This is a genomic window from Streptomyces sp. S.PB5 (assembly GCF_030403745.1).
GTDB lineage: Bacteria > Actinomycetota > Actinomycetes > Streptomycetales > Streptomycetaceae > Streptomyces.
Map to the genome: position 1 here is coordinate 1 of NZ_JAQMWP010000043.1, position 23388 is coordinate 23388.

General features: G+C 70.2%; 20 protein-coding genes and 1 pseudogene. 18 read left to right on the forward strand and 3 right to left on the reverse strand.

Going from position 1 to position 23388, the window contains the following annotated elements; translation table 11 throughout:
* Positions 1 to 284 precede the first annotated feature (284 nt).
* From PH203_RS48795 to PH203_RS48880, 18 genes are all read left to right on the forward strand, one after another.
* Positions 285 to 1622, forward strand: coding sequence for an OFA family MFS transporter (locus PH203_RS48795; RefSeq protein ID WP_289929351.1), 1338 nt, complete (start codon positions 285 to 287; stop codon positions 1620 to 1622).
* On the forward strand, positions 1588 to 1725 hold the full coding sequence (locus PH203_RS48800; protein WP_289929353.1) for a hypothetical protein: 138 nt from the start codon (positions 1588 to 1590) through the stop codon (positions 1723 to 1725). Before PH203_RS48795 ends, PH203_RS48800 begins: the two co-directional genes overlap by 35 nt.
* 149 nt (positions 1726 to 1874) lie before the next feature.
* Complete coding sequence (locus tag PH203_RS48805; protein WP_289929354.1) at positions 1875 to 2822, forward strand: beta-ketoacyl-ACP synthase III; 948 nt, start codon at positions 1875 to 1877, stop codon at positions 2820 to 2822.
* A 147-nt stretch (positions 2823 to 2969) separates the two neighbouring features.
* Complete coding sequence (locus PH203_RS48810) at positions 2970 to 3650, forward strand: GntR family transcriptional regulator (protein WP_289929355.1); 681 nt, start codon at positions 2970 to 2972, stop codon at positions 3648 to 3650.
* 181 nt (positions 3651 to 3831) lie between these two features.
* Positions 3832 to 5013 (forward strand): ROK family transcriptional regulator, encoded by a 1182-nt coding sequence (locus PH203_RS48815; RefSeq protein ID WP_289929356.1) that lies wholly within the window; start codon positions 3832 to 3834, stop codon positions 5011 to 5013.
* A gap of 118 nt (positions 5014 to 5131) precedes the next feature.
* The gene (locus PH203_RS48820; RefSeq protein WP_289929357.1) at positions 5132 to 6652 is read left to right on the forward strand and encodes a sugar ABC transporter ATP-binding protein; all 1521 of its coding nucleotides are present in this window, start codon (positions 5132 to 5134) and stop codon (positions 6650 to 6652) included.
* Positions 6649 to 7668, forward strand: a complete 1020-nt coding sequence (locus PH203_RS48825; RefSeq protein WP_289929358.1) for an ABC transporter permease — start codon at positions 6649 to 6651, stop codon at positions 7666 to 7668. Before PH203_RS48820 ends, PH203_RS48825 begins: the two co-directional genes overlap by 4 nt.
* A 17-nt stretch (positions 7669 to 7685) precedes the next feature.
* Complete coding sequence (locus PH203_RS48830; RefSeq protein WP_289929360.1) at positions 7686 to 8735, forward strand: substrate-binding domain-containing protein; 1050 nt, start codon at positions 7686 to 7688, stop codon at positions 8733 to 8735.
* 122 nt (positions 8736 to 8857) lie between these two features.
* The gene (locus PH203_RS48835; protein WP_289929361.1) at positions 8858 to 10060 is read left to right on the forward strand and encodes a Gfo/Idh/MocA family oxidoreductase; all 1203 of its coding nucleotides are present in this window, start codon (positions 8858 to 8860) and stop codon (positions 10058 to 10060) included.
* Between the two features lie 15 nt (positions 10061 to 10075).
* Positions 10076 to 11074 carry a sugar phosphate isomerase/epimerase family protein gene (locus PH203_RS48840; RefSeq protein WP_289929362.1) on the forward strand — a complete coding sequence of 333 codons (999 nt, stop codon included), beginning with the start codon at positions 10076 to 10078 and terminating at the stop codon, positions 11072 to 11074.
* A 48-nt stretch (positions 11075 to 11122) separates the two neighbouring features.
* Entirely contained in the window at positions 11123 to 12460 is a 1338-nt protein-coding gene (locus tag PH203_RS48845; protein ID WP_289929363.1) for a ThuA domain-containing protein, read from the forward strand.
* A 104-nt stretch (positions 12461 to 12564) separates the two neighbouring features.
* Entirely contained in the window at positions 12565 to 13692 is a 1128-nt protein-coding gene (locus PH203_RS48850; RefSeq protein ID WP_289929364.1) for an inositol-3-phosphate synthase, read from the forward strand.
* Between the two features lie 40 nt (positions 13693 to 13732).
* On the forward strand, positions 13733 to 14689 hold the full coding sequence (locus tag PH203_RS48855) for a sugar phosphate isomerase/epimerase family protein (RefSeq protein ID WP_289929367.1): 957 nt from the start codon (positions 13733 to 13735) through the stop codon (positions 14687 to 14689).
* A gap of 230 nt (positions 14690 to 14919) precedes the next feature.
* Positions 14920 to 15711 carry an EboA domain-containing protein gene (locus PH203_RS48860; RefSeq protein ID WP_289929376.1) on the forward strand — a complete coding sequence of 264 codons (792 nt, stop codon included), beginning with the start codon at positions 14920 to 14922 and terminating at the stop codon, positions 15709 to 15711.
* Complete coding sequence (locus tag PH203_RS48865) at positions 15711 to 16559, forward strand: TatD family hydrolase (protein ID WP_289929368.1); 849 nt, start codon at positions 15711 to 15713, stop codon at positions 16557 to 16559. The genes PH203_RS48860 and PH203_RS48865 overlap by 1 nt, the downstream gene beginning before the upstream one ends.
* A gap of 3 nt (positions 16560 to 16562) precedes the next feature.
* Positions 16563 to 17723, forward strand: coding sequence for a metabolite traffic protein EboE (gene eboE, locus PH203_RS48870; RefSeq protein ID WP_289929369.1), 1161 nt, complete (start codon positions 16563 to 16565; stop codon positions 17721 to 17723).
* Positions 17720 to 19138, forward strand: coding sequence for an alkaline phosphatase family protein (locus PH203_RS48875; RefSeq protein WP_289929370.1), 1419 nt, complete (start codon positions 17720 to 17722; stop codon positions 19136 to 19138). The genes eboE and PH203_RS48875 overlap by 4 nt, the downstream gene beginning before the upstream one ends.
* 60 nt (positions 19139 to 19198) lie before the next feature.
* Positions 19199 to 20245, forward strand: a complete 1047-nt coding sequence (locus PH203_RS48880; protein WP_289929371.1) for a sugar phosphate isomerase/epimerase — start codon at positions 19199 to 19201, stop codon at positions 20243 to 20245.
* 68 nt (positions 20246 to 20313) lie between these two features.
* On the opposite strand, the gene PH203_RS48885 is transcribed toward PH203_RS48880, so the two are convergent.
* The 3 genes and pseudogenes from PH203_RS48885 to PH203_RS48895 form a co-directional block, all read right to left on the reverse strand.
* Positions 20314 to 21729, reverse strand: coding sequence for an OFA family MFS transporter (locus PH203_RS48885; RefSeq protein WP_289929372.1), 1416 nt, complete (start codon positions 21727 to 21729; stop codon positions 20314 to 20316).
* A gap of 1 nt (position 21730) precedes the next feature.
* Positions 21731 to 23122, reverse strand: coding sequence for an OFA family MFS transporter (locus tag PH203_RS48890; protein ID WP_289929374.1), 1392 nt, complete (start codon positions 23120 to 23122; stop codon positions 21731 to 21733).
* Between the two features lie 124 nt (positions 23123 to 23246).
* Positions 23247 to 23388: pseudogene (locus PH203_RS48895) on the reverse strand (formyl-CoA transferase); the annotation flags it as partial.

The following is a 23388-nucleotide window of genomic DNA, read 5'->3' on the forward strand; positions in this document are numbered from 1 at the left end:
GGGCGGCGCCGACGTAGGCGCCGATGGCTCCGGCGCCGAGGACTGCGACTTTCACTGTGTGGGTGCTCCGTCCGGTCGAGGGTGTACCGCGGAGAGGAATGCACTAAGTCGACTCCATATTGTCTACAGTATGGCCATCGAGTCGACAAGGGTTCAGGCGGCGCGGGAGGTGTCCGGCAAATCGACTACTGGCCGACCGTTCGGCGCGTTCTGCATACCGCTCACCGCATACGTTCGACGCGCCGCCTTCTCAACTCCCTTGGTTCTCCCTACCGTCCCTGATCATGAGTCCCCCTGTCGCACCGGCCGGCTGGAGTCGCTGGCTCGTTCCCCCAGCCGCCCTCTCGGTCCATCTCTCGATCGGTCAGGCGTACGCCTGGTCCGTGTTCAAACCGCCCCTGGAGTCCGCGCTGGGCCTCAGCGGTACGCAGAGCGCGCTGCCGTTCCAGCTCGGCATCGTCATGCTCGGTCTGTCGGCCGCCTTCGGCGGCACGCTCGTCGAGCGCAACGGTCCGCGCTGGGCGATGACCGTCGCCCTGATCTGCTTCTCGTCCGGATTCCTGCTCTCCGCGCTGGGCGCGTACACCGAGCAGTACTGGCTGATCGTCTTCGGCTACGGCTTCGTCGGCGGTATCGGTCTCGGCATCGGCTACATCTCCCCGGTGTCGACGCTGATCAAGTGGTTCCCGGACCGGCCCGGCATGGCCACCGGCATCGCCATCATGGGCTTCGGCGGCGGTGCGTTGATCGCCTCGCCGTGGTCGGCGCAGATGCTGGAGTCGTTCGGCTCCGACAGCTCCGGGATCGCGGCCGCCTTCCTGGTGCACGGGCTGTCGTACGCCGTCTTCATGACCCTCGGTGTGCTGCTGGTGCGCGTGCCGCGTACCGAGAAGCCCGCGGGGGAGAGCGGGCCAAGTGTTCTGGAAGGGCCGCAGGTCTCCGCCCGCAGCGCCGTGCGCACCCCGCAGTTCTGGTGCCTGTGGGTCGTGCTCTGCATGAACGTGACCGCGGGCATCGGCATCCTGGAGAAGGCCGCGCCGATGATCACGGACTTCTTCGCCAACACCTCGACAACGGTGTCAGCGTCCGCCGCGGCCGGCTTCGTCGCGCTGCTGTCGGCGGCCAACATGGCGGGCCGGATCGGCTGGTCGTCCACCTCGGACCTGATCGGCCGCAAGAACATCTACCGCCTCTACCTGGGCGCGGGCGCACTGATGTACCTGCTGATCGCGCTGGTCGGCGACTCGTCCAAGCCGGTGTTCATCCTCTGCGCGCTGGTGATCCTCTCCTTCTACGGCGGTGGCTTCGCCACGATCCCCGCCTATCTGAAGGACCTCTTCGGCACCTACCAGGTCGGCGCGATCCACGGCAGGCTGCTCACCGCCTGGTCCACGGCCGGTGTCCTCGGGCCGCTGATCGTGAACTGGATAGCCGACCGGCAGGAGGAGGCCGGCAAGGACGGCTCCTCCCTCTACACGCTGTCCCTCTTCATCATGATCGGGCTGCTCGCGATCGGCTTCGTCGCCAACGAGCTGGTCCGGCCCGTCCATGCCCGTCATCACATCCCCGCACCGAGGGAGGAAGCCGATGTCGCAGTCCGACAGCAGTCAGAGCCCGCCTGACCGGCGTCCGCTGATCGCCTTCGCCTGGCTGTGGGTGGGTGCACCTCTCACCTACGGCGTGTACGAACTCGTACAGAAGGCGACACAGCTGTTCACCAAGTGAGTGTTCGGGAAGTATTCGGGTGTCCGAGAGGCTGACAGAAGCCGACAACCCGGGCGCCCGTTTCCTGTCGCCTTACCTGACGTCGTACCCGCGAGTCACTGATCAGACTGGTGGATCCCGCTACCCAAGGCAACGAGGGGGACCACCCAATGAACGGCTCGCGCATCGCCGCCGTCGGCCACTACCAGCCCGCCAAGGTGCTCACCAACGAGGACCTGGCGGGCCTGGTCGACACCAGTGACGAGTGGATCAGAAGTCGGGTGGGCATCCGCACACGTCACATCGCGGGGCCGGACGAACCCGTCGACGACCTCGCCGCGCACGCCGCCGCCAAGGCGCTGGCGTCCGCGGGTCTCACCCCTGAGGACATCGACCTGGTCCTGGTCGCCACCTCGACCGCCGTGGACCGGTCCCCGAACATGGCCGCCCGGGTCGCCGCCCGCCTCGGCGTCCCCTCGCCGGCCGCGATGGACGTCAACGTGGTGTGCGCGGGCTTCACCCATGCGCTGGCCACCGCCGACCACACCATCCGTGCGGGCGCGGCGACCCGGGCGCTGGTCATCGGCGCCGACAAGATGACCGACGTGACCGACTGGACCGACCGGACGACCTGTGTGCTCGTCGGTGACGGGGCGGGCGCCGCGGTCGTGGAGGCCTGCGGTCCGGACGACGAGGCCGGGATCGGGCCGGTGCTGTGGGGTTCGGTGCCCGAGATGGGGCACGCGGTGCGCATCGAGGGGCAGCCCGCACGGTTCGCGCAGGAGGGGCAGAGCGTGTACCGCTGGGCCACCACCCAGCTGCCGCCCCTCGCCCGCAAGGCCTGCGAGCGGGCGGGGCTCGAACCCGGGGAACTCGCCGGGGTCGTCCTGCACCAGGCCAACCTGCGGATCATCGAGCCGCTCGCCGAGCGGATCGGCGCCGTCAACGCCGTGGTCGCCCGGGATGTCGCCGAATCGGGCAACACCTCCGCGGCCAGCATCCCGCTCGCCTTCTCCAAGCTCGTCGAGCAGGGCGCCCTCTCGGCCGGTGACCCGGTGCTGCTCTTCGGGTTCGGCGGCAATCTGTCGTACGCCGGTCAGGTCGTCCGCTGCCCGTGACCTCCCGGTGTGCCGGGGTGTGACGCGGTCGACTCCGTGACGGACTGGCTACGGTGCGCCGTAGGCTGTAGACGAAAGCCAATCCGTACCGACGGTCCGACTGTCCGACCGCAGTCGTCTCGCGCGCCCAGGAGGGGGATCCGACCGATGTTGTCGACGCCAGGACTGCCGCAGGGCGCCGTACCCAAGCTCGAACGTCCCGGGCCGCTGCGCGACCGTGTCTACGAGGCGCTGCTCGAACTCATCACCACCCGTGCCCTGCAGCCCGGCCAGCACCTCGTCGAGAGCGAGCTGGCCGGTCATCTCGGGGTGTCGCGGCAGCCGGTGCGGGAGGCGCTGCAGCGGCTGAACACGGAAGGGTGGGTCGATCTGCGGCCCGCGCAAGGGGCGTTCGTGCACGAGCCGACCGAGGAGGAGGCCGACCAACTCCTCACCGTGCGCACGCTGTTGGAGGCGGAGGCCGCGCGGCTCGCGGCGGCGGGCGCCTCCGAGGCCGGCATCGAGGCCCTGCGCGACATCCACGAGCAGGGGATGAAGGCCGTCGCCGCGGACGACGTGGAGAGGGCCGTCCTCCTCAACGCCCGGTTCCACGCGAAGATCATGGAACTGGCCGGCAACGCCGTCCTCGCGGAGCTGGCCGCGCAGGTCGACCGACGCGTCCGCTGGTACTACGCGCCGATCGCCCGGCAGCGCGGACAGCAGTCCTGGGTCGAGCACAAGGAACTCATCCTCGCGATCATGGACCGGGACGAGGTGCGTGCCACGCAGCTCATGCGCGAGCACACGGAGCACACCCGGCGCTCGTATCACGCACGCACCAAGCCCTGAGGCCCCCGGCCTCGATCGAACCGGCTCATCCGCACTCGACACTCTCCTTTGTCCTGCGAGTGGAGAAAGTCGCCACCAATTCGTGCACAGATTCTTCCCAGGCTCGGCAGCCGCTGCTACGTTCCCCTCGAAAGCACGACGGCAGGCGGCCGAGACAGGCGGGGAGGGGCTCGTGAGACGAATGACGGCACGACCCGCGAACGCGCACCAGGCCAGGCTGCTCAAACTGTTGCGTGACGGGGGTCCCAACTCCCGTGCGCAGCTGGGTGATCAGGTCGATCTGTCGCGGTCCAAGCTGGCCGTGGAGGTGGACCGGCTGCTGGAGACGGGCCTGGTAGTGGCCGACGGACTCGCCGCCTCGCGCGGTGGCCGCCGCTCCCACAACATCCGGCTCGCCCCCAAACTGCGTTTCCTCGGCGTCGACATCGGGGCCACCTCGATCGATGTCGCCGTCACCAACGCCGAGCTGGAGATCCTGGGACATCTCAACCAGCCGATGGACGTCCGTGAGGGTCCGGTCGCGGTCTTCGAGCAAGTCCTGGCGATGGCGGCGAAGTTGAAGGCGACGGGGCTGGCGGAGGGTTTCGACGGGGCCGGGATCGGTGTTCCGGGGCCGGTTCGTTTTCCCGAGGGGGTGCCGGTGGCGCCGCCGATCATGCCGGGCTGGGACGGTTTCCCGGTGCGGGAGGCGCTCAGTCAGGAGCTGGGCTGTCCGGTGATGGTCGACAACGATGTGAATCTGATGGCGATGGGGGAGCAGCACGCGGGCGTCGCGCGTTCCGTGGGTGATTTCCTGTGCGTCAAGATCGGTACCGGTATCGGTTGCGGGATCGTCGTGGGCGGTGAGGTCTATCGCGGTACGACGGGCAGTGCGGGCGACATCGGGCACATCCAGGCGGTGCCGGACGGCCGGCCGTGCGCGTGTGGCAACCGGGGCTGCCTGGAAGCCCACTTCAGCGGCGCCGCACTCGCCCAGGACGCCGTCGACGCCGCCCAGCAGGGACACTCCGCCGAACTCGCCTCCCGGCTGGAGACGAACGGCACCCTCACCGCCATCGACGTCGCCGCCGCGGCCGCCGCCGGTGACGCCACCGCCCTCGACCTGATCCGTGAGGGCGGCAACCGAACCGGCCAGGTCATCGCCGGCCTGGTCTCCTTCTTCAACCCCGGCCTGGTGGTGATCGGCGGCGGAGTGACCGGCCTCGGCCACACCCTGCTCGCCGCCATCCGCACCCAGGTCTACCGCCAGTCGCTGCCGCTGGCGACCGGCAACCTGCCCATCGTTCTCGGGGAGTTGGGCCCCACCGCCGGAGTCATCGGCGCGGCCCGGCTGATCAGCGACCACCTGTTCTCACCCGCGTAAGCACTCACTTCAGCACCTCACTTCGGCACCTCACATCAGTACGGCGCCCTACCCCGCCCTGCCCCGAAACGCCCCGCCCTGCCCTGAAACCGGCCCGCACGCCCGCCAAGGGGACCTCATGGCACCAGATTCAACGCTGCTCAGCATGTCCGGCATCACCAAGTCGTTCCCCGGAGTCCGGGCCCTCGACGGTGTCGACCTCGACGTCCAGGCCGGTGAAGTGCACTGTCTGCTCGGCCAGAACGGGGCCGGCAAGTCCACCCTCATCAAGGTCCTCGCGGGCGCCCATCAGCCCGACACCGGCACCATCCGCTGGCGGGGTGAGGAGGTCACGCTCCGCTCGCCGATCGCCGCCATGCGCCTCGGCATCGCCACCATCTACCAGGAACTCGACCTGGTGGAGCACCTGTCGGTCGCCGAGAACGTCCACCTGGGCCATGAACCCACGAGCGCCGGATTCGTCGTACGCCGCAAGGAGGCCCGCGCGGCAACGGCCGCACTGCTCAAGCGCCTTGGGCATCCGGAGATCGACCCGGCGCGCCTCGTCGGCGAGTTGTCGGCGGCCCAGCAGCAGATCGTCTCCATGGCGCGGGCCCTCTCCCACGACGTACGGCTGATCGTGATGGACGAGCCGTCCGCCGCCCTCGACCCGGACGAGGTCGACAACCTCTTCCGGATCGTCGGCGACCTCACCGCCGAAGGCGTCGCCGTCGTCTACATCTCCCACCGGCTGGAGGAGATCCGGCGTATCGGCGACCGGGTGACCGTCCTGAAGGACGGGCGGGCGGTCGCGGTCGGACTGCCCGCGAAGTCGACACCGACCCGCGAGGTCGTCGCGCTGATGACGGGCCGGAACGTCGAGTACGTCTTCCCGGAGCGGCCGGCCGCCGCGCCGGACGGCGACACCCCGGTGCTCCAGGTGCGCGGACTCGGGCGGCAGGGCGAGTTCGAGCCCCTGGACCTGGAAATCCACCCCGGGGAGATCGTCGGCCTCGCCGGGCTCGTCGGATCCGGGCGATCCGAAATACTGGAGACTGTATACGGTGCACGGAAGCCGACATCCGGCCAGGTGCTGGTCGACGGCCGACCGCTCAAGCCCGGCAGCGTCCGCGCCGCCGTCCGCGCCGGAATCGGCCTGGCCCCCGAGGAGCGCAAGGCCCAGGCCCTGCTGATGCTGGAGTCCGTCACCCGTAATGTCTCGGTCACCTCCATGTCCCGCTTCGCCCGCGGAGGCTGGATCGACCGCGGCGCCGAACTGGGAGCGGCCCGGGCCGCCACCCGCGAACTGTCACTGCGCCCCGACAACCCCTCCGTGCCGGTGCGCACCCTCTCCGGCGGCAACCAGCAGAAGGCCGTCCTGGCCCGCTGGCTGCTGCGCGGCTGCCGGGTGCTGCTGCTCGACGAACCGACCCGGGGAGTCGACGTCGGCGCCCGCGCCGAGCTGTACGCGGTCGTCCGCCGGCTGGCGAGCGAAGGGCTCGCCGTGCTGCTGGTCTCCAGCGAGGTCCCCGAGGTGCTCGGCCTCGCCGACCGCGTCCTGGTGCTCCGCGAGGGCCGTGTCGTCCACACGGCACCCGCTCATGAGCTCGACGAACACCGTGTACTCGACCTCGTCATGGAAGGAAGCCCGGCGTCATGACGCAGCCCGTCTCCCCACCTAGGGACAGCGCCGACAAGGTGCCGACGACGAGTGAACCATCCGTATGGCGCGGGGTGTTGGCCCGCGCCGACGTCCGCACCCTGTCCCTGCTCGGTGTCCTCGCCGCACTGACCCTGGTCGGCGGGATCACCAAGCCCGACGAGTTCCTCGACACCCGCAACCTCCAACTCGTCCTCACCCAGGCCTCTGTGATCGGCGTCGTCACCGTCGGCATGACCTTCGTGATCATGTCGGGCGGCATCGACCTCTCCGTCGGCGCGATCGTCGCCCTCGCCTCCGTCTGGGCGACCACGGTCGCCACCCAGGACTACGGCTTCGGCGGCATCCTCTTCACCGCGGTACTGGTCGGCGTGGGCTGCGGACTGGTCAACGGACTCCTCATCGCGTACGGCGGGATGGTCCCGTTCATCGCGACGCTCGCCATGCTCGCCTCGGCGCGCGGCCTCGCCCTGCAGATCACCGACGGCAAGACGCAGATCGTCACCGTGGACAGCGTCCTCGACCTCGGGCTGCGCGACGCGTACGTCCTCGGCATCCCGCCGCTCGTCATGGTGTTCGCCGTGGTCACGGTCATCGGCTGGCTGGTCCTCAACCGCACCACCTTCGGCCGCCGCACGGTCGCCGTCGGCGGCAACGCGGAGGCCGCCCGGCTCGCCGGTATCGACGTCCGCCGCCAACGCCTCTACCTGTACCTGCTGTCCGGGCTGTGCTGCGGCATCGCGGCCTTCCTGCTGATCATCCTGTCCGGCTCCGGCCAGAACACCAACGGCAACCTCTACGAACTCGACGCGATCGCCGCCGCGATCATCGGCGGCACGCTGCTCAGCGGCGGCCGCGGCACCATCACCGGCTCCGTCCTCGGGGTCCTGATCTTCACCACGATCACCAACATCTTCGCCCTGAACAACCTGCAGAGCGACGTCCAGCAGATCGCCAAGGGAGCGATCATCGTCGCCGCCGTGCTGGTCCAGCGCCGTACCGCAAGCACGACTTGAGGAAAGGGTTCACCGCCATGCAGCCACTTGACAGCCGATTCCCCACGCGTAGAGGACTGCTTTTCGGGGCCGCCGCCGTCTCCGCGGGTGCCGTCCTCGCAGGTTGCACGAGTAATGAGCCGGACGACGAACCGGCCGCGAACGACCAGCCGGCCGCCGACGACAAGCCCGGCAAGCAGGTCACCATCGGCTTCGCCGGACCGCAGGCCGACCACGGCTGGCTCAACGCCATCAACGACAACGCCAAGAACCGGGCGAAGAAGTACTCGGACGTGACCCTGGAGATCACCGAGGGCTCCAACGACACGGCCGCGCAGATCGGCCAGATCGAGACGCTGATCAACAAGAAGGTCGACGTGCTGGTGATCCTGCCGGCCGACGGCAAGGCCCTCACCCAGGTCGGCCTGAAGGCGATGCGCGCGGGAATCCCGGTCATCAACCTCGACCGCATCTTCAACTCCCCGCAGGCGTACCGCTGTTGGATCGGCGGCGACAACTACGGCATGGGTCTCAACGCCGGTCACTACATCGGCGAGAAGCTCAAGGGGAAGTCCGACGCCCGGGTCATCGAGCTCGCCGGACTCGACAACCTGGAACTCACCCAGCAGCGCACCCAGGGCTTCGACGACGCGCTGAAGAACTACCCCAACGTCAAGAAGGTGGCGCGGCAGGCCGCCGAGTTCACGGTGGAGTCCGGGCAGGCCAAGATGGCCCAACTCCTGCAGGCCCAGTCGAACTTCGACGCACTGTGGAACCACGACGACGACCAGGGCGTCGGCGCGCTGCGGGCCATCGAACAGGCCGGGCGGGACGACTTCCTGATGGTCGGCGGCGCGGGCGCGCTCTCCGCGTTCCAGGCCATCAAGAAGGACGACGGAGTCCTCAAGGCGACCGTCCTGTACCCGCCGACCATGGCCGCGTCCGCGATCGACCTCGCCCGCGCCCTCGGCCAGAGCAAGGGCGTCGGCGGACTCGCCGAGTTCGAGATCCCGGCCTCGATCACGCTCTACTCGGCCGTCGTCGACAAGGCCAACGTCGACCAGTACATGTCCACCGGCTTCAAGTGAGGCGTTCCGCCCGACGCGCCGGTCAGGCCCCGCGACGCCGGCATGATCCGCCGGACAGGGCCTAGGTCCGTCGGGCGGAAGGCACCCCCCACCGCGCCACGACGACGAGGAGGACATTCCGTATGGCACAGCCGCAGCAGTCAGAAGGTGCCGAGAAGCCGCCACTTCGGGTCGGCATGGTCGGTTACGCCTTCATGGGCGCCGCCCACTCCCAGGGCTGGCGCACCGTGGGACGCGTCTTCGATCTGCCCAGGCAGCCGGTCCTGTCCGTCATCTGCGGACGCGACCCGGACGCCGTGCGGGCGGCGGCCGACCGGCACGGCTGGGCGGCGGCCGAGACCGACTGGCGTGCGCTGATCGCCCGGGACGACGTCGACCTCGTCGACATCTGCACCCCCGGCGACAGCCACGCCGAGATCGCCCTCGCCGCGCTCGCCGCGGGCAAGCACGTGCTGTGCGAGAAGCCGCTCGCCAACACCGTCGAGGAGGCCTCGGCGATGACGGAGGCGGCCGAAGAGGCGTACGGGCGCGGGCAGTTGTCCATGGTCGGCTTCAACTACCGCCGGGTGCCCGCCGCCGCGCTCGCCCGCAGCATGGTCGCCGAGGGACGGCTCGGACTGCTGCGGCATGTGCGGGTGACGTACCTTCAGGACTGGCTGGTGGACCCGGAGTTCCCTCTCACCTGGCGGCTGCGCAAGGAGATCGCCGGTTCTGGCTCGCTCGGCGACCTCGGGGCGCACATCATCGACCTCGCCCAGTACCTGGCCGGGGAGCGGCTCGCCGGGGTGTCCGCCCTGCTGGAGACCTTCGTACGCGAACGACCCCTCCCCGTCGGAGCCACCAGCGGCCTGTCCGCAGGGGCGTCCGCCGGCACCGGCCAGGTCACCGTGGACGACGCCGCCCTGTTCACCGGCCGCTTCGCCTCCGGCGCCCTCGCCTCCTTCGAGGCGACCCGGTTCGCGACCGGCCGCAAGAACGCCCTGCGCATCGAACTCAACGGCGAGCGCGGCTCGTTGGCCTTCGACCTGGAGCGCCTCAACGAACTCGCCTACCACGACGGCACCGAGCCCGGCACCCACGCCGGCTTCCGGCGCATCCTCGTCACCGAACCCGACCACCCCTACCTGGACGCCTGGTGGCCGCCGGGCCACGGCCTCGGCTACGAGCACACCTTCGTCCACCAGGCCCGCGACCTCGTGCACGCCGTCGCCGAGGGCCGCCGCCCCGAGCCCTCCTTCGCCGACGGACTCCAGGTCCAACGCGTCCTCGCGGCCGTCGAGGAGAGCGCCCAGAAGAACGCCGTCTACACACCCATCGCCGTCTGAGGAGACAGAACCGACATGCCGCGCACGTTCACGCTCTTCACCGGCCAGTGGGCCGACCTCCCGCTCGAAGAGGTCTGCCGCCTGGCCCGCGACTTCGGCTACGACGGTCTCGAACTCGCCTGCTGGGGCGACCACTTCGAGGTCGACAAGGCCCTCGCCGACCCGTCGTACATCAAGTCCCGCCACCAACTCCTGGAGAAATACGGCCTCAAGTGCTGGGCCATCTCCAACCACCTGGTCGGCCAAGGAGTGTGCGACGCCATCATCGACGAACGCCACGAGGCGATCCTGCCGGCCGCGGTGTGGGGCGACGGAGACCCGGAAGGGGTACGGCAGCGGGCGGCGGAGCGGATGAAGGACACCGCGCGGGCCGCGGCCGCCTTCGGGGTCGACACGGTCATCGGCTTCACCGGCTCCTCGATCTGGCACCTGGTCGCCATGTTCCCGCCCGCACCCGAGGCGATGATCGAGCACGGCTACGAGGACTTCGCGACCCGCTGGAACCCGATCCTCGACGTCTTCGACGCGGAGGGCGTCCGGTTCGCGCACGAGGTCCACCCCAGCGAGATCGCCTACGACTACTGGACGACCGTACGCACATTGGATGCGGTCGACCGTCGACGGGCTTTCGGCCTCAATTTCGACCCCAGCCACTTCGTCTGGCAGGACCTGGACCCGGTCGGCTTCCTCTACGACTTCCGGGACCGCATCTACCACGTCGACTGCAAGGAAGCCCGCAAACGCCTCGACGGCCGCAACGGACGGCTCGGCTCCCACCTGCCCTGGGGCGACCCGCGGCGCGGCTGGGACTTCGTCTCCGCCGGACACGGCGACGTCCCCTGGGAGGACGTCTTCCGGATGCTGCGCTCCATCGACTACCAGGGTCCGATCTCGGTGGAGTGGGAGGACGCCGGCATGGACCGGCTCCAGGGCGCCCCCGAGGCCTTGAAGAGTCTGAAGGCGTACGACTTCGAGCCGCCGTCGGCCTCCTTCGACGCCGCCTTCGGTAACTGACGCTCCGTCAATGCATGCCAGGGTGGCCGACAGGAAGAGGTATGCGCGATGAGATCAACGGGCCGACTGACGACGGCAGTTGTGGGAGCCGCGGTGCTCCTGGGCTGTGTCTCCGGTCCCGCCGCCTCACACGGCGGCGACGACGAGAAGCGGGTGCTGGTCTTCTCCAAGACGGCCGGCTTCCGGCACGACTCCATCCCCGACGGCGTCGCCGCCCTCAAGCAGCTCGGCGGGACGAATGGCTTCACGGTCGACGCCACGGAAGACGCCGGCGCCTTCACCTCCGGCAACCTCCGGCGCTACGACGCGGTCGTCTTCCTCTCGACGACCGGCGACGTCCTGGACGCCGCCCAGCAGACCGCGTTCGAGGGTTACGTCCGCAAGGGCGGCGGCTATGTCGGCATCCACGCCGCCGCCGACACCGAGTACGACTGGGCGTTCTACGGCGGTCTCGCCGGCGCCTACTTCCAGTCGCACCCGGCGATCCAGCCCGCGACGGTCGTCGTCGAGGACCGCGCCCACCCGGCGACCGCGGCCCTCGGGCCGACCTGGAACCGGACCGACGAGTGGTACAACTACCGCTCCAACCCCCGGGCCCGGGCCCATGTCCTCGCCTCGCTCGACGAGTCGTCGTACACCGGCGGCACGATGAACGGCGACCATCCGATCGCCTGGTGCCAGAACTACCAGGGCGGGCGCGCCTTCTACACGGGCGGTGGGCACACCAAGGAGTCGTACGCGGATCCCGTGTTCCGTCAGCACCTGGTCGGCGGAATCCTGTATGCAGTCGGCGAGGTGCAGGCCGACTGCCGACCGGAGAACGGATACCGCCCGCTCTTCGACGGCACGCAGGACTCGCTGGACGGCTGGCGACAGGCCGGCCCGGGCTCCTTCACCCTGTCCGACGACGGCACGATCACGTCGACCGGCGGCATGGGCATGCTCTGGTACGCCGCGTCGGACTACGGCTCCTACTCGCTGAAGCTCGACTGGAAGCTGGCCGGCGACGACAACTCCGGTGTGTTCGTGGGCTTCCCGGCCTCGGACGACCCGTGGTCGGCCGTGAACAACGGCTATGAGATCCAGATCGACGCCACCGACGTACCCGAGAAGACGACCGGCTCCGTCTACGGCTTCCGCTCCGCCGACCTGAAGAAGCGCGACCGCGCGCTGAACCCGCCGGGGGAGTGGAACACGTACGAGATCCGCGTGGAGGGCGAACGGCTCCGTGTCTACCTCAACGGCGTGAAGATCAACGATTTCACCAACACGGATCCGGCCCGGAGCCTTAGTGACGGTCACATCGGCATCCAGAACCACGGAGCCGACGACCAGGTGTCCTTCCGGAACGTCCGGATCAAGGAACTGCCCGTCAAGGGCGGCTGAGCGGCGGCGGGCGGGGGACGCCGGACCCCCGCCCGCCGTCCCTTCTCCACACGCGTCCCCCTGAACGGGGTTCACGCATGCCGCGTTCGACCAGGAGGCTGCCCATGTCCGCGTCCGTCACCCCACCTCGCGTCGGCGTCTGGCTGATCGGGGCACGCGGCTCCGTCGCCACCACCGTCGTCGCCGGATGCGCCGCCGTCACCGCGGGCCTGCATCCGTCGACCGGACTGGTCACCGAGACACCGGCGTTCGCCGACAGCGGTCTGCCGCCCCTGTCGTCGCTCGTCTTCGGCGGCCACGACACGGTCGACTGCCCCCTGCCGAAACGCGCCGAAGCACTCGCAGCCGGCGGCGTACTGCCCCCGGGCCTCCCCGCGGCCGTCGCGGCCGAACTCGCCGCCGCCGACCGCGAGATCAGACCCGGCGGACCGGCACCCGGGGAGACACGGAGCGAGAACGAACTCATCGCCGCCTTCGCCGCGGACATGGAGGACTTCGTACGACGGTGCGGGCTGACCCGAGCCGTCGTGGTGAACGTGGCGTCCACCGAGCCGGCCCCCACCGGCGGGGCGCTCCCTCCGAGTTCGCTGTACGCGGCGGCCGCCCTGCGCGCGGGCTGCCCCTACGTCAACTTCACCCCGTCGACAGGCCTGCACCACCCTGCGCTGGCCGCACCGGCGGCGGCGAGCGGGCTGCCGTACGCGGGCCGCGACGGCAAGACCGGACAGACGCTGCTGCGGGCGGTCCTGGCGCCGATGTTCGTCCAGCGGGCCCTGACGGTGCGCGCCTGGTCGGGGAGCAACCTTCTCGGCGGCGGCGACGGGGCCGCCCTCGCCGACCCGGCCGCCGCGGCGGCCAAGAACGCGGGCAAGGAGCGCGTCCTCACCGACATCCTCGGCACGGCTCCCGAGGGCGAGGTCCACATCGACGACGTCCCCGCCCTCGGCGACTGGAAGACGGCCTGGGACCACATCGCCTTCGACGGCTTCCTCGGCACCCGCATGATCCTCCAGACCATCTGGCAGGGCTGCGACTCCGCCCTGGCGGCACCGCTGGTCCTCGACCTGGCCCGGCTCACCGCGCGGGCGCACGAGGTGGGGGTGGCCGGCCCACTCGCCGAACTGGGCTTCTATTTCAAGGATCCGGTGGGGGAAGGACCTGCGGCGCTGGGGGAGCAGTACGAGGCGCTCCTGGGGCTCGCGGGACGGTTGGGGAGAGGGTGGGGTCGTTGAGATCCTCGCTCCTTCCGCGCGCGGCGAGGGGGAGCGTCGCATGAGCAATGAGTCCGCCCGCCCGGACCGTTCGGCCGCCCGGCGTCGCTCCCACCCCGTCACCCCCCTCCGCTTCGGCTACGGAACCAACGGCCTCGCCGACCTCCGACTCGACGACGCCCTCGGGCTGCTCGCCGACCTCGGCTACGACGGTGTCGGCCTGACCCTCGACCACATGCACCTCGACCCGCTCGCCCCGGACCTCGCCACCCGCACCCACCGCGTGGCCCGCCGGCTGGACGCGCTCGGACTGGACGTCACCGTGGAGACGGGCGCCCGCTACGTCCTCGACCCGCGCCGCAAACACGGCCCCTCCCTCCTCGACGCCGACCCGGACGACCGGGCCCGCCGGGCCGACCTCCTGATCCGTGCCGTCGAGGTCGCCGCCGACCTCGGCGCGCACGCCGTGCACTGCTTCAGCGGTGTCACCCCGGCGGGCACCGACCCGGACACGGCATGGAAGCGCCTGGCCGAGGCGCTCGGCCCGGTCCTGGACGCCGCCGCCACCGCCGCTGTGCCGCTCGCCGTCGAACCGGAACCCGGCCATCTCCTCGCCACCCTCGCCGACTTCCACCGTCTGCGCCGGTCGCTCGGCGACCCGGAACCCCTCGGGCTGACCCTCGACCTCGGCCACTGCCAGTGCCTCGAACCCCTGCCGCCCGAGGACTGCGTACGCGCCGCCGCCCCCTGGCTGCGGCACGTCCAGATCGAGGACATGCGCCGCGGCGTCCACGAACACCTTCCGTTCGGCGACGGCGAGATCGACTTCCCGCCCGTCCTCGCCGCCCTGGCCGACACCGGCTACCAGGGCCTGACGGTCGTCGAACTGCCCCGCCACTCCCACGCGGGCCCCCACTACGCCGAACAGTCCCTCCCCTTCCTCCACCGAGCGGCGGCCCCCGCCACCCCACCACCTCCAGGCGATCCCTCCGCCACCCCAGAAGGGAGCACTCCATGACCCGCGCCCACCCCACTCCGGGCACCCCCACGACACACCCCACCCCGGGCACCCCGTCGCCGGCCGGCACGCCCCCCGGCACCCCGCCGGCCGGCCCCGCCAGGCCGGACACCCCCACGGCAGACACCGATCCCGTGACCGGCCCGGGTACCGCCGCGCCCTTCGAAGACACCGGCACCTCACCGACCGGCCCCACGACACGGGCCACCCCTGCGGCAGACCTGGCGGCCATGCCGGGCCGAGCCATCCACCCGGGCACCGCCGTACCGGACTCCGACAACCCCGGCACCCCGCAGGCCGACCCCGCCGCCCCAGGAACCCCCACCACCGACATCCCCGCCACCGGCACCCCCGCCGACACCAAGGCCCCCGCCCTCGCCCGCACGCCTCCCTCCGCCCTGCGCGGCCACCTCGACGCCCGCCTCACCGGTGCCGCCCGCGCCTGGCTCGGCCGGGCGCTCGACGAGGCCGCCGCCAGCCCCGGCACGCACGGACCGATCTCCGTGTGGGAGTTGCGCCTGGCCGAGGCGGGACGCCGCTGCGGGCCCGAGAACGCCGATGCCGCCCGGGTCCTCATCCTGCACGCGGCGCGCGCCGACACCGCCGCCCTGACCCGGGTCTACCAGCAGGGCACCGCCGCCGAACGCCGAGCCGTGCTGCACGTCCTGCCCCACCTCGTGCCGGGCCCGGCCGCGCTGCCGCTGGTCGAGGACGCCCTGCGCACCAACGACACCCGGATCCTCGCCGCCGCCGTCGGCCCCTACACGGCCCGCCACCTCGACCCCCACCAGTGGCGGCACGCCGTACTGAAGTGCCTCTTCACCGGCGTACCCGTCGACGCGGTGGCCGACCTGGGCGCCCGTGCCCACGCCGACGCCGAACTCGCCCGCATGCTCGGCGACTACGCCGCCGAACGCTCCGCCGCGGGCCGTCCCGTGCCCGAAGACCTGTACCGCGTGCTGGCCCTGACCGATCCCACAGCGGTGCCCGCCCGGCCCTCCGAGCCCGAGGAGCAGCCCTGATGCGCATCTTCGACCCCCACATCCACATGACCTCCCGGACCACCGACGACTACGAGGCCATGTACGCCGCCGGTGTCCGCGCCGTCGTCGAGCCCGCCTTCTGGCTCGGCCAGCCCCGCACCTCGTCCGCCTCCTTCCTCGACTACTTCGACTCCCTCCTCGGCTGGGAGCCCTTCCGCGCAGCCCAGTACGGCATCGCCCACCACTGCACGCTCGCCCTCAACCCGAAGGAGGCGAACGACCCGCGCTGTGTGCCCGTCCTCGACGAACTGCCCCGGTATCTCGTCAAGGACCAGGTCGTCGCCGTCGGCGAGATCGGCTACGACTCCATGACCCCCGCCGAGGACACCGCCCTCGCCACCCAGCTCCAGCTCGCCGCCGACCACGAACTCCCCGCGCTCGTGCACACCCCGCACCGCGACAAGCTGGCCGGTCTGCGCCGCACCCTCGACGTCGTCCGGGAGTCCGCACTGCCCCCGGACCACGTCCTCGTCGACCACCTCAACGAGACCACCGTCAAGGAGGCCAAGGACAGCGGCTGCTGGCTGGGCTTCTCCGTCTATCCCGACACCAAGATGGACGAGGAGCGGATGGTCGCGATCCTGAAGCAGTACGGCCCCGAGAACGTGCTCGTGAACTCCGCCGCGGACTGGGGGAGAAGCGACCCCCTCAAGACCCGCAGCGTCGCCGACACCATGCTGGCGAGCGGCTTCACCGAGGACGACGTCGACCGGGTGCTGTGGCGCAACCCCGTCGCCTTCTACGGGCTCAGCGGACGCCTCGACCTCGACGCGACGGCGACCGCGGCCACCCACGAGGGCAACTCCATCCTGCGCGGAGGCGAATAGGGCATGCGCTTCCGCCACCCCGACGGCTCCACCGTCCATCTCGCCTACTGCACCAACGTCCACCCCGCCGAAACCGTCGACGGCATCCTCGCCCAGCTCCGTGACCACTGCGAGCCCGTCCGCCGCCGCCTCGGCCGGGACCGCCTCGGCATCGGCCTGTGGCTGGCCGCGGACGCCGCCCGCACCCTCGACTCCGACCCGTCCGCCCTGCGCACCCTGCGCGCCGAGCTCGACCGGCGCGGCCTGGAGGTCGTCACCCTCAACGGCTTCCCCTACGAAGGGTTCGGCGCCGAGGAGGTCAAGTACCGCGTCTACAAACCGGACTGGGCCGATCCCGAGCGCCTGGAGCACACCACCGCCCTCGCCCGGGTCCTCGCCGGACTCCTCCCCGACGACGTCACCGAGGGCAGCATCTCCACCCTGCCGCTCGCCTGGCGCACCGCCTACGACCCCGGCCGCGCCGAGAAGGCCCTGCGCACGCTCGCCGAACGCCTCGACGCCCTGGAGGAGCTGACCGGCCGCTCCATCCGTGTCGGCCTCGAACCGGAACCCGGCTGTGCCGTCGAGACCACCCACGACGCCCTCGCCCCGCTCGCCGCGATCGCCCACGACCGCATCGGCATCTGCGTCGACACCTGCCACCTCGCCACCTCCTTCGAAGATCCGCACACCGCCGTCGACGCGCTCACCGCGGCCGGCGTCCCCGTCGTCAAGTCCCAGCTCTCGGCGGCCCTGCACGCCGAGCACCCCCACCTCCCCGAGGTCCGCACGGCCCTCGCCGCCTTCGACGAACCCCGTTTCCTGCACCAGACCCGCACCGCCACCGCCGCCGGCCTGCGCGGCACCGACGATCTCGGCGAGGCCCTGGGCGGCGACACACTGCCCGACGCGAGCCCCTGGCGCGCCCACTTCCACGTCCCCCTGCACGCTGCCCCCGCCGCACCCCTCACCTCCACGCTCCCCGTCCTCGAGGCCGTCCTCACCCGACTGATCGGCGGCCCGCACCCCCTCACCCGCCACCTGGAGGTCGAGACCTACACCTGGCAGGCCCTCCCACCCGAGCTGCGTCCCCGCGGCCGCATCCAGCTCGCCGACGGCATCGCCGCCGAACTCACCCTCGCCCGCGATCTGCTGACCGGCCTCGGCCTGAGGGAGCTCCCATGAGCACCGACCAAGCGGCGAGCGGCGCCGACCGAACCGACCAGGGCCCCACACCCCTCCTGGTCCTCGACGTCGTAGGCCTGACCCCCCGTCTCCTCGACCACATGCCCCACCTCAAGACCCTCGCCCGACGGGGCTCCCACGCCCCGCTCGGCACCGTCCTGCCCGCCGTGACCTGCGCCGCCCAGTCCACCTTCCTGACCGGCACCCACCCTGCGGAGCACGGGATCGTCGGCAACGGCTGGTACTTCCGCGAGCTCGGCGACGTACTGCTGTGGCGTCAGCACAACGGTCTGGTCGGCGGGGACAAGCTCTGGGACGCCGCCCGCCGCGCCCACCCCGGCTACACGGTCGCCAACATCTGCTGGTGGTACGCCATGGGCGCCGACACCGACTTCACCGTCACCCCCCGTCCGATCTACTACTCCGACGGCCGCAAGGAACCCGACTGCTACACCCGCCCCGCGGCCCTGCACGACGAACTCACCGACAGACTCGGCACCTTCCCCCTGTTCCACTTCTGGGGCCCCGGCGCCGATCTCGTCTCCAGCCGCTGGATCATCGACGCGACCCGCCACATCATGCGCACCCGGCACCCCGATCTGACGCTGTGCTACCTCCCCCACCTCGACTACGACCTGCAGCGCTTCGGCCCCGACGACCCGCGCTCCCTGAAGGCGGCCGCCGACCTGGACCGAGCCCTGGCCCCGCTCCTGGACGACGCTCGCGCGGAGGGCCGTACCGTCGTCGCGCTGTCCGAGTACGGCATCACCCGGGTCAGCCGCCCCGTCGACATCAACCGGGCCCTGCGCCGCGCCGGTCTCCTGGAGGTGCACACACAGGACGGCATGGAGTACCTGGACCCGATGGCCTCCCGTGCCTTCGCGGTCGCCGACCACCAGATCGCCCATGTGTACGTACGCCGCCCCGAGGACCTCGACACCACCCGGGATGCTCTCGCCGGACTGCCCGGCATCGAGCAACTCCTCGACGACGAGGGCAAGAAGGCCCACCACCTCGACCATCCGCGCGCCGGAGAACTCGTCGCCGTCGCGGAGCCGGACGCCTGGTTCACGTACTACTACTGGCTCGACGACGCCCGCGCGCCCGACTTCGCGCGGCTCGTGGAGATCCACCGCAAACCCGGTTACGACCCGGTCGAGTTGTTCATGGATCCGCAGGACCCCTACGTCAAGGTCAAGGCGGCGGCCGCGCTCGCCCGCAAGAAGCTGGGCCTGCGCTATCGCATGGCGGTCGTGCCCCTCGACCCGTCACCTGTTCGCGGCAGCCACGGCCGCCTTCCCGCGAGCGACGACGACGGACCGCTCTTCATCTGCTCCACCCCCCGTGCGCTCGGCGACCGCGTCGCGGCCACCGATGTGAAGTCACTGCTGCTCCGACTGGCCGGTCTCGCCTGACCTGAAACCAGTGAAGCACCCGCCACTGACAACGCCCTCCGACACCGAGGAGCCCCAGGCATGAGCCGCATCTCCCAGCCTGACCCCGAACTCACCCACCGCCTGAGCAGACGAGGCATGCTCGGCGTGGCCGCCGGCGCCACCGCCGCCGCGCTCGTCGGCGCCGCGGCCGACCCCGCCGGTGCCGCCCCCGCGACCGGCTCCGTCTCCGCCCCCGCGGGACGCGGCCGTCCCGTCCTGCCGCCCGGCCGGCTCGGCATCCAGCTGTACAGCCTGCGCGACAAGGTCTCCACGCTGGGCTTCGCGCCCGTCTTCGCCGAACTGGAGAAGTACGGCTACGACGAGGTCGAGTTCGCCGGGTACACCCAGGGCTCGGCGGGCCCGATCACCCTCGCCCAGCTCAAGCGGCTGGCCAGGAACCACGGCCTGAACCCGATCGGCAGCCACGTCGGCTACTACTCCGACGACCCGAACGCCTACACCTTCGCCCAGAACCTCACCAAGGTCCTCGACGACGCCCAGGCCCTCGGCCTCAAGCACATCGGCACCGCCTCGGGCCCGTTCCGCTACGGCTCCACCGTCGACGCCTGGAAACGGGCCGCGGAGGAGTTCAACACCTACGGCGCGGCGGCCAGGGCACGCGGCATGAAGTTCTACCAGCACAACCACTCCGAGGAGTTCTCCTTCGCCACCGACAACCCCAAGGTCCGGCTCTACGACGTCCTGCTCGCGGAGACCGACCCCGACCTGGTGTTCCTGGAGATGGACATCTTCTGGGCGTACTCGGGCCAGTTCCGCTTCTCCAAGCGGCCCGACGGCACGGCCGCGCCCTTCGAACCGCTCGACTACGTCCTCAAGCAGCCCCACCGCTACCCGCTCTTCCACGTCAAGGACGGCGTCAGCGACCCCGCGGACACCTACGGGTACCGCATGACCGACGTGGGGGACGGCGACATCGACTACCAGCGGTTCATCAGTGCCGTGACCCGGCTGCGCGGCGAGCGGTTCGCCCACCACTGGCAGGCCGAACACGACCAGCCCACCGAGTCGTTCACCTTCGCACGCCGCTCCAGCGCGTATCTGCACTCGCTGCGCGAGAAGTGCTGAACGGCGCCCCGCGCGCGTGAGGAGGCCCTCCCGGGATCCCGGGAGGGCCTCCTCACGCGCGCGTGCCGTCAGCCGGCGGGCTGGGACGCCACCGGCGTCCGTCCGGGCTGCCTGAGCAGCAGGGCGATCGCCGCCGCCACCATGGAGACGGCACCGGCCAGCGCGTACGCGCCGTCGTAGCCCCAGGCCGCGACCACCATCGAGCCGAGACCGCCGCCGAACAGACCGCTGATCAGCTTGCCGCTGTAGACCAGCCCGTAGTTGGAGGCGTTGTAGTTCTCCCCGAAGTAGTCGGGTGTGAGCGCCGCGAACAGCGGATAGAACGCGCCGCCGCCGAAGCCGGAGAGGAACGCGAAGACCAGGAACAGCGATTCGCTCCTGATGTCACCGGCCCAGATCACGCCGAACTGGGCGAGCCCCAGCACGACGATGACGAACACCAGGGTGGGCTTGCGCCCCCACTTGTCGGACAGCCAGCCCACGACGCCGCGTCCGATGCCGTTGATGACCGCCATGACGCCCATCGAGGAAGCTGCCACCAGGGGGCCGAAGCCGACCTCCTTGGCGAAGTCGACCTGGAAGGAGATTCCGAAGATCGACACTCCCGCGGTCATCACCAGGGCGACCCACATCAGGGGAAGCATGCCGGTCCTGATGGCTTCCTCGGGCGTGTACTGCTTCACGGCGGGAGGGTTCTTGGCGAGGGTGCCGGCCCCCTTCTCGGTGCCGCCGTAGGTCAGCGGATCGATGTCCGAGGGCCACCAGTTCTTCGGCGGGTCCTTGAAGAAGAACGCGCATCCCACGACCACGATCAGGATGTAGCAGCCGATCAGGTCCAGGACGCGGTGGTAGTTCGCGGTGTCGAAGCCGTAGTTGAAGATGAAGATGAACGGCAGTGATCCGTACGCGAAGCCTCCGTTGACGAACCCGGTCCTGGCGCCCCGGCGTTCGGGGAACCACTTGCCGACCATGTTGATGCAGGTCGCGTAGACCAGGCCGGCGCCGATACCCCCGACGACGCCGAAGCCGAGGATCGCCAGCAGGACATTGCTGAGGTGTGACAGGGCGAGGAACCCGACCAGACACATGCCCGAGCCCAGGTACATGGCGCTGCGGGCGGTCAGATGCCCCTTCTCCCGCAGCCAGCCCGCCGGGAAGGCGATACCGGCCTGGAAGAAGACCCAGACGCTGAGGATCCAGAAGGTGTTGCTCTGCGTCCAGCCATGGGCGTGGGACAGGGTGTCCTCCGCCGAGCCGTACGCGTATTCGAAGACGCTGATGGCCATCATGGTGATCCACGGCAGATACACCATGAGCTTGCGCGAGTGGCCGAGGATGTCCCGGTCACTCTCGCCGACGCGGTACACGCGGCCGCCTGCGTCGGTCACTTCTCGGTAGGGACGGTGTGCGGCTTCTGGGGTTGAGGCTTCGGGGTGTGCGGATGCTTCTGCCTTGCTGTTTGCTGCGTACGGATCTGCCGTCATCTCAGGCCATTTCCTCGCCGAGCGGTTGCGGGTTGGGTACGGTCTTGCGGCTGGTCTGCGGCCTGCCGGGCGCCTTCAGGAACATCGCCAGCACCGCGGAGCCCAGGCCGATGCAGCCGGCCAGGACGAACGCTCCCTCGTAGTCCCACACGCCGACCACGATCGAGCCGACTCCGGAGCCCACGAGGCCGGAGATGAGCTTGGAGCTGTAGACCATGCCGTAGTTGGAGGCGTTGTTGTTCTCACCGAAGTAGTCCGCGGTCATGGCGGCGAACAGGGGGAAGATCGCGCCGCCGCCGAAGCCGGAGACCATGGAGCAGAAGAGGAAGAACGGCATGCTGCCCATCTGGCCGGAGATCAGCACACCGAACTGGGCGGTGCCCAGCACCAGACAGACGATGATCAGTGTGTTGCGGCGGCCGAACTTGTCGGAGATCCAGCCGATGACGCCGCGTCCCGTGCCGTTGACGATCGCCTTCAGGGACATCGCCGTGGCCACGATCCCGCCCGCGAAGCCCATGTCCTTGCCGAACGGCACCTGGAAGGCGATGCCGAAGATGTTGATGCCGGCCGTGCAGAGCAGGCAGAACCACATCATCCACAGAACGGGCTGCCGGGCGGCCTCCCTCGGGGTGTACTGCTTGACCGCCGGCGGGTTCTTCTCCAGCGCCCGCCGGATCTTCGGGTCGTCGGTCATCTTGAGCGGGTCGACGTGCGGGGGCCACCAGTTCTTCGGCGGGTCCTTGAAGAACCATCCCGCGAACGCCACGACCGAGCAGCAGATCAGGCCGACCATCACCAGGACGCCCTTGTAGTTGCTCAGATCCATGTACGAGGTGAACAGGAACACGAAGGGCACCGAGCCATAGGCGAAACCGCCGTTGACCATGCCGGTCTTGCCGCCCTTGCGCTCCGGATACCACTTGCCGACCATGTTCACGCAGGTCGCGTAGACGAGACCGGCACCGATACCGCTGCACACACCGAAGCCCAGATACGCCACCAGCACGTTCGGCGCATAGGCGAGCGAGAGATAGCCCAGGACCGTGCCCAGCGCGCCGAGCATCATCGCGTACCGCGCGGGAAGCTTTCCGCTCTCGCGCAGCTGCCCGGCGGGGAAGGCCACGGCCGCCTGGAAGAACACCCAGACACCCATGAGCCAGAAGATGTGCCCGCTGCTCCACAGATGCGCCTCGTGCAGGGTGTCCTCGGCCGAGGTGAACGCGTACTCCGAGGAACTGATGCCCAGCATGCCCATCCAGGGGAAGAGCACCATGGTCCATCGCGGCCGCCCCATGATGTCCTTGTCGGTCTCGCCGACTCGGTACACGCGGCCGTTGCGGTCCGTCACCTCCCTGTAGGGGACGGACGTCGAGTAATCGATGGTTGTCATCTGGTCGAACACTCCTTGCGTCGAAAGATCTGGCCAGCGCCCCCTGTCCAAATGCCTTTCGTGCGCGCACGGATCCCGGAGCCGATCGACGCGCACCGTCGACCGCGCTCCGTGCTCGGTCACGTCATCCGATCACCCCGCTCGACCTGAGCAGGCGCAATTCCTCGTCCCCTAGCCCGAGTTCGCTGATGAGGATTTCTTCGGTGTGTTCGCCGAGGAGGGGTGAGGGGGTGATGTGGGTGGGGGAGTCGGAGAGTTTCAGGGGG

Bases quoted from the DNA above. Each gene is read 5' to 3' on its own strand.
- PH203_RS48795 (WP_289929351.1), top strand. From the start codon at position 285: ATGAGTCCCCCTGTCGCACCGGCCGGCTGGAGTCGCTGGCTCGTTCCC.
- PH203_RS48800 (WP_289929353.1), top strand. From the start codon at position 1,588: ATGTCGCAGTCCGACAGCAGTCAGAGCCCGCCTGACCGGCGTCCGCTG.
- PH203_RS48805 (WP_289929354.1), top strand. From the start codon at position 1,875: ATGAACGGCTCGCGCATCGCCGCCGTCGGCCACTACCAGCCCGCCAAG.
- PH203_RS48810 (WP_289929355.1), top strand. From the start codon at position 2,970: ATGTTGTCGACGCCAGGACTGCCGCAGGGCGCCGTACCCAAGCTCGAA.
- PH203_RS48815 (WP_289929356.1), top strand. From the start codon at position 3,832: ATGACGGCACGACCCGCGAACGCGCACCAGGCCAGGCTGCTCAAACTG.
- PH203_RS48820 (WP_289929357.1), top strand. From the start codon at position 5,132: ATGGCACCAGATTCAACGCTGCTCAGCATGTCCGGCATCACCAAGTCG.
- PH203_RS48825 (WP_289929358.1), top strand. From the start codon at position 6,649: ATGACGCAGCCCGTCTCCCCACCTAGGGACAGCGCCGACAAGGTGCCG.
- PH203_RS48830 (WP_289929360.1), top strand. From the start codon at position 7,686: ATGCAGCCACTTGACAGCCGATTCCCCACGCGTAGAGGACTGCTTTTC.
- PH203_RS48835 (WP_289929361.1), top strand. From the start codon at position 8,858: ATGGCACAGCCGCAGCAGTCAGAAGGTGCCGAGAAGCCGCCACTTCGG.
- PH203_RS48840 (WP_289929362.1), top strand. From the start codon at position 10,076: ATGCCGCGCACGTTCACGCTCTTCACCGGCCAGTGGGCCGACCTCCCG.
- PH203_RS48845 (WP_289929363.1), top strand. From the start codon at position 11,123: ATGAGATCAACGGGCCGACTGACGACGGCAGTTGTGGGAGCCGCGGTG.
- PH203_RS48850 (WP_289929364.1), top strand. From the start codon at position 12,565: ATGTCCGCGTCCGTCACCCCACCTCGCGTCGGCGTCTGGCTGATCGGG.
- PH203_RS48855 (WP_289929367.1), top strand. From the start codon at position 13,733: ATGAGCAATGAGTCCGCCCGCCCGGACCGTTCGGCCGCCCGGCGTCGC.
- PH203_RS48860 (WP_289929376.1), top strand. From the start codon at position 14,920: ATGCCGGGCCGAGCCATCCACCCGGGCACCGCCGTACCGGACTCCGAC.
- PH203_RS48865 (WP_289929368.1), top strand. From the start codon at position 15,711: ATGCGCATCTTCGACCCCCACATCCACATGACCTCCCGGACCACCGAC.
- eboE (WP_289929369.1), top strand. From the start codon at position 16,563: ATGCGCTTCCGCCACCCCGACGGCTCCACCGTCCATCTCGCCTACTGC.
- PH203_RS48875 (WP_289929370.1), top strand. From the start codon at position 17,720: ATGAGCACCGACCAAGCGGCGAGCGGCGCCGACCGAACCGACCAGGGC.
- PH203_RS48880 (WP_289929371.1), top strand. From the start codon at position 19,199: ATGAGCCGCATCTCCCAGCCTGACCCCGAACTCACCCACCGCCTGAGC.
- PH203_RS48885 (WP_289929372.1), bottom strand. From the start codon at position 21,729: ATGACGGCAGATCCGTACGCAGCAAACAGCAAGGCAGAAGCATCCGCA.
- PH203_RS48890 (WP_289929374.1), bottom strand. From the start codon at position 23,122: ATGACAACCATCGATTACTCGACGTCCGTCCCCTACAGGGAGGTGACG.